The following is a 12104-nucleotide window of genomic DNA, read 5'->3' as shown; positions in this document are numbered from 1 at the left end:
ATAGGTATCTTAGTGCATTCGCAAAACAACGGAGAACCGCACTCATGGCCTTTAGTGACATTCTAAAATTAAAAAAAGTCGAAGAAGTAAAAGAAGAAAAAATATTTATTAAAAATGCTGTTATTGGGTTTGGTGTTTTTGCAATTGATTTATGTTCACACCTAAATAGAATTGAGCCTGGTTCGGCAAAAATATTAACTTCAGATGCAATCGATGAAGCAAATTTAAAAATTCTTGGGCCTTCTTTAGTTAGAGGTGAAGAAAATATCTCTGCTATTTCAAAAGTCGTTGAGGGGCTCGAAGTATACAACAGTCAATTTTATAAAGAATTGAAGTTTCATGACTTTGGAAAGAGAACAAAACCTCAAACTCTTCTGTGGGGCGAGGAGTTCTTTACTGCTGATCATGTCAATGTAGAACTTGAAGAGTTATTACCAGTTTTAAAAGAAGAAAATTTATTAGAGAAGATAATAGAGCAAAGTCTTGTTGTTAAAATTTCAAAGATTGAAAAAGCAATTCCAGAAGACTTAATTGATCAAGCAAACTTTAAGATTACTTGTACAAATGGCCTTGTTATTGAATGCGAGCAAATCTTCTATTCTCACACTCCTGATACATTCTACGAACTTTTTAAGGACAAGAGAGCGCTTACAGATAACTTTGTAGCGTTCTGTGAATCAACGAAAACCCCTTGCGCTTTATACTTTCATATGGAACTGGAAGAAGAGCTTACAGACAGTAAGAACACTTTCTTTTTTCCACTAAGTTTTACCCATGATTGGGGACATTTTATTGGAGAGTTTGAGAAGACGGAAAAAGGTCAATTAGCTCGATTTGTAACATTTATTAATAAGGAAGAAACGACAGAAGAGGATATTTCTAAAAAATTAAGACTTTTAAAGAAAAATTTTGAAAAAAGTTTCGAAAAATTTAATGAGAAAAAGTGTCGTGAATTTGTTGTTTTAAGAGAAAATACATACTGTCCAAAAATTGACGATAATTTCTTGGAAGAAGAAAAAGATGAGCTAGATAAGCTGACTTTTATTGGTTTTAACGCTCCATTTTCTGCTCGACTAAGAAAAAATCAAAACTTCGAAGATTCCAATCTGGAGACATCTTTACTGACAAGAGCTCTTCTTGTGCAGCGTTTAATAAAGGGCTAATTGGCCCTCAATCTTTAAAAATTCTCTAATTTCGGGGTGTTGACAAAATTGTCAAAGGCCCTGAGAATTTTAATAAGTACAAAATTTATTAATAGTTACTTAAAGAGAGACAGATCAAATCTGTTATATCAAGGAGATTTTAAGATGAAAAAAACTTTAGTAATTGCAGGACTTGCAGTTCTTTCAACGTCGGCTTTTGCTTCTAAGGCAAGATTACAAGCTCTTGGACAAGATGGTAGAGCATCTCTATTTCTTGACGACTCAAGAAGTGTATTCCTAAACCCAGCTAAACTAAACTCTATGAGTGATTATGTTGTTGCTGAGTGGGGAACTTCAGCAAGTACGGCAGATTCTGAAGCTGCGCCACACGCAGAAGGTGGATTTTTCAAGAAGTCTAACTCTTTTTCTTACGGTGTATACGTAGGTAACGAGTACGATACAAATAACTCAACTAAGTCTACTGCTAACGTAGCAACTACAGACAATGTAACTGAGCTTTTCTTAGCTGGTGATATGGGAATGAAGTGGGGAGCTAGATTCTCTTTCTCTTCAAATGAAAACAAGCCATCAACTGGAATCAAAAAAGAAAACAGTACAATGGGTCTAGGACTTGGTGTTGAGCACGGAGCAATCGAAGCTTATACAAATATCCTTTTAAAAGATGAGTCTAAAGGTGGAGCAGCTGCTGGAGATAAGTATGATGCGGAAACAGGGATCAATGTTGGTGCTTCATATGGAATGAACGGAATGAAGTTCTATGCTGATTATGACAAGTCTGGATACAAAACAACTATTTCTAATGCAATTACTGCAGAAGTAACGGAATCAAATATCGCAGTTGGTGTTGCTAAAACTCACGAAATTGCTGCTGGTTCTACAATGTTCATGGATGTTAGATATAACATGAATAAAGAAGAAAATAAGAAAGCTACAGGAACTTCAGAAAAAGAAGTTAACACAAATACACTTCCACTTACTGTTGGTTTCGAAACTGCTGCTACTTCTTGGTTAACTCTAAGAGCTTCTGTTGTTCAAAATGTTGTTATTGGTGATAAAGAGACAAAGCTTGCTAATGGTTCTAAAACAGAAGAAACAGTAGCAAACTCTACAAGAGTTAACGCTGGTGCAACTTTTACTTTTGGAAAGCTAATGGTTGATGGTGTTATCGGAACAACTGATAGCAGCAGAACAGGAACTGTTAGTGCGACATCTAAGAAAGGTGTTCTTGCTACAGATAACTTAATGACTAGAGTTGCAGTATCTTACTGGTTCTAATTTAAACTTAATTTTAGGAGATTAATATTATGAAAAAAATCGTAATTTCAGCACTTGCACTTTCAACTCTTTCAATGAGTGCATATGCTTCTAAGGCAAGACTTCTTGCGCTTGGAGATGAAGTAGAAGACAACTTCTATGTAATGGATTCAAGATATATTTTTACTAACGCTTCTTATGCAAATGAGTACGCGAATCAAGTATTTCTAGAGTGGGGGGGGACTGCAACAACTTCAGCTTCTACTTTAGATCAAGATGCTGATCCAAAAGCTCAAGGTGGATTCCTTAAAAAATCTGGAGCCTATACTTATGGCGCGTACCTTGGAAATGAGTCAAATGTTTCTTCATTTTTAAGAATTTTAGCTTCTTCTGGAGACACTGTTTTAAATACAGCTGATAATCAATTAGATCTTTTCATTGCTGGTGGATCTGATATGAAGTGGGGAGCAAACTTTGTTTATGCTGCTTCTGAAAAGAAAGAAACTGGTAAAGAAAAGATCGAAGATTCAGCAATGGCTCTTAGACTTGGTGCCCATCAAGCAAATTGGGATGGTTTTGCTAATATTTCTTTAAACTCTGAAGCTGAGAACAAAAATGGAACAGGAAAGCCAAAGTTTGAAGGTAAGCTTGGGTTTCAATTAGGTGGTTCATATATGATGAACGACGTGAAGTTTCATGGAGCATTTAAGAAATTTGATTGGGAACAAACTCTTTCTGACGTTAAAACTGATGGTGGATTCACAAGAATTGATCTTGGTTTTGGAAAGAACTACAAGGTTGCTGACGAAGGTTCAGTATTTGCTAGAGTTCAATTTACTAAACTTGATGTAGAGCTTAAGTATGCTGCAGGAAAGGCAGAACTTAATAGAACTGTTGTTCCTCTTGTTCTTGGATACGAAGGAAAGGCGACTTCTTGGTTAACTCTTAGAGGATCTGTTTCTCATAATCTTCATTCAAAAGTTAAGTCGAAAAACTTATCTTCTGTAATTCAGGGGGCATCAACAACAGCAGGTCTACAGAATAGTGCTTTAGGTGCATATAATGGTTCTACAACTGATGGAGAGTCAACAATTGCTAACTCTACAACTGTTAATGCTGGAGCAACTTTAGAATTTGGTGCTCTTTCTGTTGATGGTTTTATTGGTACAACTGGTGTAGCTAGAAACTCTACGTCATCTGCTAAGAATGGTGTTCTTGCTACAGACAACCTACTTACAAGAGTTGGTATGACTTACAAATTCTAATTTGAAGGATTCATTTAGAATAATTTAAATAGGGGAGACTTCGGTCTCCCTTTTTTATATCCAGGATGGATAGTATGTCGGCGAGAGGCAGGAGCCGAAGCCGACGTTGGTTCGCTCCAAAGCAGGTAATGTTACTTAAACGAAATATTTCTTAGAGCTTCATAGGCAACAGTCGTTGCAACGTTTGAGAGATTCAAGCTTCTTACATGTTCAGAGTACATTGGGAGGCCGTAAAGCCTTTCTGGATATGTATCAAAGATATGTTGAGGAAGACCTTTTGTTTCTGAGCCAAAGATAAGGTAGCACCCCTTTTTGTATCCTTGAGAGAAAAAAAGTCTTTCAGATGTTTTTGTATAAAAATAGAGATCTTCGATTGCTGGTTTTTCTCCAGCAAGAAAGTCTTCATATGATTCGTATTCAACAAGATCAACATGCTTCCAGTAATCAAGTCCTGCTCTTCTAACGGCCTTCTCACTTAATTCAAAGCCATAAGGCTTGATTAAAACAAGGCGTGCACCAAGAGCGATACAAGTGCGTCCAACACTCCCGGTATTACCGGGAATGTCAGGCGCATATAGTACAATGTTAAAAATTGCTGAATTAGGCATTAGATTTTAGATACTCAAGTAGTGATCTTACGATTGTTCCAGAAGCACCTTTTGCTGGACAGTATGGAAGGTGTGATTGACTATCTCCAACACCTGCGATGTCTAAGTGTGCCCATGCAATATCATCTTTGATGAATTCTTGTAAGAATGCAGCTGCTTTAGCTGTTCCACCCCATCCTGAACTACCAATGTTTTTAAGATCCGAAATTGTTCCTTTCATATCTTTTGTCCACTCTGGGATGATTGGAAGTTGCCACATATATTCATCTGCAGACTTTGCAGACTTAAGAAGTGATTGAGCAAGTTTATCGTTGTTAGACATAAGTCCACAAACTTCACCACCAAGAGCAACAAGACATGCACCAGTAAGAGTTGCAGCATCGATGATTGCATCTGGTTTTTGATCACAAGCATAATCAAGACAATCTGCAAGAACTAGTCTTCCTTCTGCGTCTGTATTTAGGATTTCAACTGTCTTACCATTTCTAGCTTTAACAATTGAATCTGGCATTGTTGCTAATTCATTTACAGCGTTATCAGTAATACCAAGGATACAAGTAATTTTTACGTTTAGTCCTAGGTTTGCAGCAGCTCTAAATGCAGCATAAACAGTTGCAGAACCTGCCATATCAAATTTCATATTCATCATTGAACCACCTGGCTTTAATGAATATCCACCTGTATCAAATACAAGACCCTTACCAACTAGTGCAATGTGCTTAGTTTTTGAGTTTGCTTTGGCTGGAGTGTAAGTAAGGTGCACTAATTGTGCATCAAAACCTGAACCATTATTTACAGAAAGGAAAAGATCCATTTTCTCTTTCTTCATTTCTGTTTTTCCAAGTACTTTACACTTAACACCTTTGATTTTTGCTACGTCAGCCTTGATTCTCTTTGCGTACTCAGTACTTCTAAGAACGTTAGGTGGCTCGTTAACAAGATCTCTTGCATAGTTAATCGCGTCTGTAACTTTTAACGTATCGTCGATAACAGCTTGAAGCTTCTTAGCTTTTGCTGATTTTTCAGTAGAATCAATTACAACTTCTTTAAGTTCTGATTTTTTTGCATCACTTAGGTACTTATCAAACTTATAAGCAGCAAGAGTAAATGCTTCAACTAGAATTTGTAGAGAGTCTTCAGTGTTGCCTTTTGTTTGAAGACCATCAAATTGAAGAGCAACTTTTGAGTACTTCGATACATCTTTAGACAGCTTTGCTAATTCTTTTCTTAGGTCTTCAGATTCAAGCTTCGCTTTTTCTCCAAGTCCTAGAACTAGTATTTCGTGACCGTTGTGAGTGAAAGTAAACTTCTCTCCTTTAGTCGCTTTAAAGTTTTTAGAATTCTTTACTGCTTCAAAAGCAGTTTTAATTTCTTTTTCCCAGTGATTGTTAACAATCCCGGCTTCAGTAGTAGCAGCTTTTTTAGCTGTTGCTTTCTTTGTTGTTTTTTTAGCTTCTTCTTTTGCTGCTGGTTTTGCATATGCTCCAACAACAACAAGATCTGCTACCGTATGCGATTTAGCATTAAGGTTAAGCGTGAACTTCATTTGAGCTCCTTAGTTGGGTATTAAATTTATAATGTAACAACTTTTCGGCTGAAAACCTTAAGTTGTTAATCTTTTTATGACGGGGTAAACTAACACAGTTAAATAATTTTGACAAAAATTCGGGAGTAAAGAGTGTTTAAGCTCTATCAAAGATACTTAGCGGCTAGTTTTATACCCCCTTTTGGGATGAGCCTCTTCTTTTTCGTGTGCTTTTTGCTGACAACTCAATTATTTCGATTGATGCGAGTTGTTACAAAAAAGGGAGTTGGCCTTGATGTGATGTTTGAGCTCTTTGGACAAATCGCCCTCGCATATCTTCCAATGGTTGTTCCACTCGCACTTCTTTTTGCGATGATTTACACCTTGAACAAACTCAGTGAGGATTCTGAGATTGTTGCAATTAGGGCCATGGGAATTAGCAAAGAAAAACTATTCATGCCTTTTATTGTGCTCGCAGTACTCTGCTCAGTTTCGATTTTTAGCGTTAATAGAAATATCATTCCACATTCAAACAAACTTTTTCAAAATACCGTTTTAAAACTAACTTCAAGCGGTTTTCTCGCAGATATTAAGAAGGAGAAGTTTTATACTGAGATTCCTGGCGTTATTCTCTTTGCTGAGGACGTTTATGATGACGGAAAGAAGATGGAAAGGGTTTTCATCAAAATTAAGTCTAATAGCGATAAAGAGAAAATTATATTTGCAAAAAGAGGAGCACTTATTAAGACAGAGGATCTTGATAATCCTTCTCTTGATATTAGGCTTGATCTTTTTGAAGGTAATATTACTTCTCTTGATAAGGATGGCGATAAAGTAGAAAAAATTCTTTTCCAAAAATATGAGTTCCCAATTGTTTCTGATACGACGTCTGGTACTTTGAATAAAGATACGATGAAGACGAATACGGAATTGATTGCAAGAATAAAAAACTATAAAGGACAGTTGCCTAATCTCGAAGGTGATCCCAACAAGTATAGAGAGATTCGTTATCTCCTTAGAAATTCTCAACTCGAATACTGGAGTCGTTATAATATTCCTCTTCAGTGCATAGCTTTTGTTTTAATTGGCTTTGTTTTTGGTGTTAAAAAGGGGAGAGGAAAGTCTGGCAATACGACTTTATTTGCCTTTGTTGCCGTCCTTATTTATTATCTTTGTTTCTTTGGAGGGATTTCTCTCGTGAAGAAATCTAATCTTGAGCCATATGTGGCAATCTTCTTTCCTACGATAATGACATTGATCTTTGGAAGCTATTTTTATAAGAAGCTTGATTGGGCAAGCTAGTTGCCCTGCAAGTATTCTTCTGAAGTAATAACTGAACCGTCATTTTTAAAAATGAATAGTGGGAGTTTTAGTTTCTTTCCAAGTTCTTGAGGGAAAACTAAACTTTTAACTCCACTCTTTGTTGTGAAATCAAGAAGATTATTATTTAAAAATACTTTTGTAACATTAGCATTTCCAAGGAAAACTCTTACATCATTCCCTCTAATAATTAGGTAACGACCTTGTTTTAGGATAAACTTCTTAACTTGATCAGAGTCTTGCTTGTAAGTGATCCAAGTATCACCCTCTGTAGCCGTAATGAATACGTTTTGCTTTCCTTCTGAAAGAATTTGATATCCTGCGGGGATAAGTTTCTTCGCTTCATCAGCATCTTTTGAAATTTTGTAAAGAGGATATGGAAGATTGTAAAAATCAATTTCTTTTTTATCTTCAGCCTTAACCTTTTCTTTCTTTACTGGTTCAGGAGCTGGGGCGGGAGCTACTTCAACTTCCTTCTTCGTTTCAGCCACTTCTGCTTTTACAGGGGATGGTGTTGGAGCTACATCAGCCTTAACTTCAGTTACTTCTTCTATCGTATCTTTAGATTCAATTTCTACAGCTGCATCACTTGAAGGGTCATCAACACTTGTTTCTGCAGTAGAGTTTGTTTCTGTCGTTACAGTCAGAGGAGTCTTCGATGTTAGTGTTTCAGGCTTAACTACCTCACTCTTTACCTCTTGAGGTACTTCACTTGAGCGGTTATATGCGATAAAGCCACCAATTGCTACTACTGCGACCATCCCAAGAAGTTTGACCTTTAAGTCAGAACTCAGTTCAATCGCAGGAGTGTTTTTTGTTGCTTGCGTTGCTTCAGCAACTATTTGAGGAACAATTTTTTCTTCACGATGAATCTCTTGACCATATAACTGCTCGAGTAGTTCAAGGCAATAATCAAGATCTGTATCAACAATTTTACAGTAAGATTTTACAAAACCTTTAACGTAAGCGATATTTGGTAAGGCGTCTCTATTATCTTTTTCTAAAGCATCTAAGTTTGAACTACTTATTTTTGTATGCCTACTAATTGCATCAAGACTTAAAGATTTTTTTTCACGAGCCTTTTTAAGAAAAGAACCTAATGTTTCGTTTTGTCTTTCTTCGTTCATTGGTAATACAATCCCTTCATTGGTATATGTTTCTGTTTCAAAATCCATTTTAAAACTCGCTTGATTCAAATGAATCAATCTTTTCAACTTTATTTACGCTTAAAATTCTGCTTTTTTTTATATTATTCTTACTTTCAAGTGCAAGAGTGAAGTACTTTGACTTTGGAAATTTATCAATGATGTAGTTGAACTTTTCGCGAGCTTCGTCATCTCTTCCTAATTCCGAAAGTAGCTGTCCCCACTCATAGAAAGCTTGTGGATTCTTTGCACAGTTTTCACGAGTTGCAATTTTGTAAGTCTCTAGAGATTTAGCCTTTTGTCCAAGTCTTCGATATTCATTTGCTAGCAAATAACTTGCAGGACAGTAGTCGGCTCTATTTCCAACCGCTTGTTCAAGATAACTTAATCCTTTAGTTCTATTTCCTTTTTTAAACTCGATAAGAGCCAGATTGTATTGAACACGGTAAGTGTGTTGATAAAGCAGATCACCTAAAATTTTTTCGTACTCTTTTTGTGCAAGATCTAGTTTATTTTCTGTGAAGTAAATCGAAGCAATATTATTTCTTGCATCTGAATTTTTCTCATCTAATTCAAGAGACTCTTTTAACATTTTCATCGCAATATCAGGTTTGCCTTTAAAGTAATAGGCCATTGCAAGATTGTTTATAATTTTTGTATTTGAAGGATCTAGCTTTTGAGCTTCAAGTAAATTCTTCAGCGCTTCAGTGTAATCCTGCTCAATTAACTTTTGAGTTCCATGTGAAAAATATAAGTCTGCTTTTTTATTTTTTTCAACATTATTAGAAGCACAAGATACAAGAAATCCTAACGTGATTATGATAAAGATATTTTTCATCGGCTATGTCCCATTTTAGAGAAAATATACCTTTAATTGTACTTTCAAACGAAACCCTTTTCAATAGGTTATAAAAGTCTACTTTTTACCTAGGAAAACGACTGTTTCATAGTGACGAGTACCTGGAAAAAAATCGAGTTGATAGATCTTTGAGATTGAAAAATCCTGAAGAATAGTCTTGAGATCCCTTGCCAGAGTCTGAGGATTACAGCTGACGTAAATAATCTCAGCTGGTTTACAAGCTTGAGCGAATTCATCAAGATTCTTAATTCCACTTCTGGGAGGATCAACGATAAGTAGAGAGTTATCGTCTTTAAATTCTTTCCATGCGTCTTTAAAAATTGAGACAGCATCATCGGCGTAGAGATTTATCTGCTTATATGACTGGCAAGGACTAACTAAATTGATGAACTTCTCTGGTGTGCCATCAATGACAAGGCTTGAGCCATCAAAGAAAGCTGAGAGATTCCCATTACCGCCGAAAAGATCAACAATATTTCGTCCTTTGTATTTCGAAATTAGGGTTGGATCACATAGAAGAGCGAGTAGACGATCATTCATTTCTTTAAATACTTGAGAAAAACCTTCATGTGCGTAGCGAGAATCCCAAGTCGTTTTAACTTCATTACCCTTTTTGTAGATTTCAACATGGCCATTTGCCTTTTTCGCAAACTTTTTCCAGTCCGAAGAGTAGAGGCTAAGCATAAGATCTCGAACTTCAGGAATTGCAATGTCACACTTTTGTACAGGAATTATAGATTTACTATCTTCACTTCTAAAACCAATTAAATTTCGACGTTTGTCGTATTGTAATTGGATTCGATTGCGGTACAGATTCCTACGTGGAGCACTTATCTGAATAAACTTGTCGGAGATATCAATTTTATGCTGGCGCATAAATATTTCAAGTAAAGAGCTTTTCTTTATCTCAAGTTCATTTTCATAATCTGTATGGAGGAGCTGACAACCACCACATTCAATAAAATGTGGGCAATTTGCTTCCTGTCGTTGTGGACTTTTCTTAGAAATAGATTTAACTTTTGCAAAAGAAACATTCTTCTTTGAAGAGTAGACAACTGCTTCGCCTTCTTCTCCTGGAAGAGTCTTGCCAATGAATGTAATTGAATCATTAACTTTACTAACTCCTTGGCAGAGACTGTCGATGGAGCTTACTTTAAATTTGACTGTTTTAGTTTCTTTCATAGGAAAAAATTTACAATTATCTCTTAAGTGAGTTTAGTAATAACATATATATATGGGTCCAATTATACAAAAACTTTCATTTTTACTCGAGCTATTCTTTAATGGAAGTTTTTTACTTATTTATTCATTATACACGAACGGAAAAATTCCATCGACATGGAACGAAAAGTTCGTTGGGAACACTCTGGATATTATCATCTGGATTGTTCCTTTAGTAATTGGTTTAAGCGTTCTCAGTAATATCATTGAATCTAAGAATGTCGAGGATTATCTTCGAAAATATTCTTTTTCATTATTAGTTTTTATTCCAACTCTTATTACTTGGGGTGATCAGGAATTTACATTCTTGCTAACTGCTGCTCACTTACTTTCAACAATTTTGAGTCTTTATGATGAAGAGAGTACGGACTTGAGTCTTAATAAAGAAGGCGCTCTGTACAGGTACTTGAAAAAGATAAAGTTATCATCTGCTCAGCTAGTATTGATTACCTTTATTGGCGTTATTTTAGTTGGTACATTTATTCTCATGCTTCCAGTTTCGTCTGTAGATGGTAAGGATATTGGTTTTATCGATGCACTCTTTACTGCGACATCGGCCACATGTGTTACGGGACTTTCAACGTTGTCACTTAATGAGAACTTCAGTGTTTTTGGTCAGGTAACAATTCTTGCTCTCATTCAAATCGGTGGTCTTTCGATTATGACTTTATACTCATCGATGGCAATTCTTCTTGGACGCTCTCTTAGAATGAAAGATAGAATTATTATGCAAGACTTTTTAGATGTTTCGTCTTTGGAAGAGCTCTTTGCGATGATCATCAATATTGTTAAGTACACATTTATTATCGAATTTTGGGGAGCAATTATTTTAACAATTGCGTTCACATTTGAAGGAATGGAGTTTGGAAAGGCAATATATTATGGATTTTTCCACAGTATCTCGGCTTTTTGTAATGCTGGTTTTGCTCTCTTTGATAACTCTCTTGAAAACTACGCGACTAATCCATTGATACATGGCACAGTTGCAGTGCTAGTTACAATGGGGGGATTAGGCTTCATCGTGTTAAAAGAATTAAAGGAATTATTCACGAGGGATAGAACACTCGTCAGACTTGGAATGCACACGAAAGTTGTTCTTGTTACTTCACTTTCTTTAACCGTTCTTGGGACATTGTTTATTTTCTTTGGAGAATTCTTGGGTGCTCTGGATGGGTATTCTTTGTGGGAAAAAATTCAGATATCTATCTTTCAGTCTGTAACTTTAAGAACAGCGGGATTTAATACGATTCCTTTAACAAATCTTAATAGCTATACACTTTACATTATGGCACTACTGATGTTTATCGGTGGTTCTCCTGGTTCAACAGCTGGTGGGGTTAAGACGACAACACTTGCTATTTTAGCTCAGTCAATTATGTCGACACTAAAAGGTAATAAGAATGTAACGATGTTTGATCGTACAATTCCTGGGCCTATGGTTGTTAGAGCAACAGCTCTAATGTTTATCTCTATCATTATTACATCTATCTTTATCTTTATTATGATGAATATTGAATCGGATCAATCATTTTTTCCGCTATTCTTTGAGGTTTTAAGTGCTGGGGGAACAGTTGGTTTAACTCTTGGGGTTACACCGTACTTAACTTTTGCAGGAAAGATGGCCATTTCAGTTTTAATGCTTGTGGGTCGAATTGGACCTCTAACATTAATCCTTGCGATCGGTGAGAAACAGAAGAGTACAGGTAAGATGGACTACCCTGATGGTAGAATTATGATTGGTTAG

The 12104-nt window shown here is 36.0% G+C and carries 10 protein-coding genes; 5 read left to right on the top strand and 5 right to left on the bottom strand.

Going from position 1 to position 12104, the window contains the following annotated elements:
* The first annotated feature begins 44 nt into the window (after positions 1–44).
* The 3 genes from M900_RS10820 to M900_RS10810 all read left to right on the top strand — a co-directional run bounded on the left by M900_RS10820 (position 45) and on the right by M900_RS10810 (position 3682).
* The gene (locus tag M900_RS10820; RefSeq protein WP_021274965.1) at positions 45–1163 is read left to right on the top strand and encodes a hypothetical protein; all 1119 of its coding nucleotides are present in this window, start codon (positions 45–47) and stop codon (positions 1161–1163) included.
* Between the two features lie 144 nt (positions 1164–1307).
* Entirely contained in the window at positions 1308–2438 is a 1131-nt protein-coding gene (locus tag M900_RS10815) for a hypothetical protein (protein WP_021274954.1), read from the top strand.
* Between the two features lie 29 nt (positions 2439–2467).
* Entirely contained in the window at positions 2468–3682 is a 1215-nt protein-coding gene (locus tag M900_RS10810; protein ID WP_021274953.1) for a hypothetical protein, read from the top strand.
* A 131-nt stretch (positions 3683–3813) separates the two neighbouring features.
* Here the strand turns inward: M900_RS10810 and M900_RS10805 are convergent, their stop codons facing one another.
* Together M900_RS10805 and M900_RS10800 are read right to left on the bottom strand one after the other, a co-directional pair.
* A complete protein-coding gene (locus tag M900_RS10805) occupies positions 3814–4290 on the bottom strand; it encodes a tRNA (cytidine(34)-2'-O)-methyltransferase (RefSeq protein ID WP_021275026.1) in 477 nt (158 codons plus the stop codon).
* On the bottom strand, positions 4283–5836 hold the full coding sequence (locus tag M900_RS10800; protein ID WP_021274922.1) for a M17 family metallopeptidase: 1554 nt from the start codon (positions 5834–5836) through the stop codon (positions 4283–4285). The genes M900_RS10805 and M900_RS10800 overlap by 8 nt, the downstream gene beginning before the upstream one ends.
* Positions 5837–5968: 132 nt before the next feature.
* On the opposite strand from M900_RS10800, the gene M900_RS10795 reads away from it, so the two are divergent.
* Positions 5969–7117 (top strand): LptF/LptG family permease, encoded by a 1149-nt coding sequence (locus M900_RS10795; protein WP_084703573.1) that lies wholly within the window; start codon positions 5969–5971, stop codon positions 7115–7117.
* Here M900_RS10795 and M900_RS10790 read toward each other — a convergent pair.
* The 3 genes from M900_RS10790 to M900_RS10780 form a co-directional block, all read right to left on the bottom strand.
* Positions 7114–8349 carry a RodZ family helix-turn-helix domain-containing protein gene (locus tag M900_RS10790; RefSeq protein WP_198296002.1) on the bottom strand — a complete coding sequence of 412 codons (1236 nt, stop codon included), beginning with the start codon at positions 8347–8349 and terminating at the stop codon, positions 7114–7116. The genes M900_RS10795 and M900_RS10790 overlap by 4 nt on opposite strands.
* Positions 8312–9118: a lipopolysaccharide assembly protein LapB gene (locus M900_RS10785; protein ID WP_021274859.1), complete on the bottom strand. Its 807-nt coding sequence runs from the start codon at positions 9116–9118 to the stop codon at positions 8312–8314. The genes M900_RS10790 and M900_RS10785 overlap by 38 nt, the downstream gene beginning before the upstream one ends.
* Positions 9119–9196: 78 nt before the next feature.
* Complete coding sequence (locus tag M900_RS10780) at positions 9197–10321, bottom strand: class I SAM-dependent RNA methyltransferase (RefSeq protein ID WP_021274952.1); 1125 nt, start codon at positions 10319–10321, stop codon at positions 9197–9199.
* Positions 10322–10373: 52 nt separating this feature from the next.
* Between M900_RS10780 and M900_RS10775 the strand changes: the two genes are divergently transcribed.
* Positions 10374–12104, top strand: a complete 1731-nt coding sequence (locus M900_RS10775; RefSeq protein ID WP_021274868.1) for a TrkH family potassium uptake protein — start codon at positions 10374–10376, stop codon at positions 12102–12104.

The organism is Bacteriovorax sp. Seq25_V (assembly GCF_000447795.1).
Taxonomy (GTDB): Bacteria; Bdellovibrionota; Bacteriovoracia; order Bacteriovoracales; family Bacteriovoracaceae; genus Halobacteriovorax_A.
This window is presented reverse-complemented; position numbering and strand designations above follow the sequence as displayed.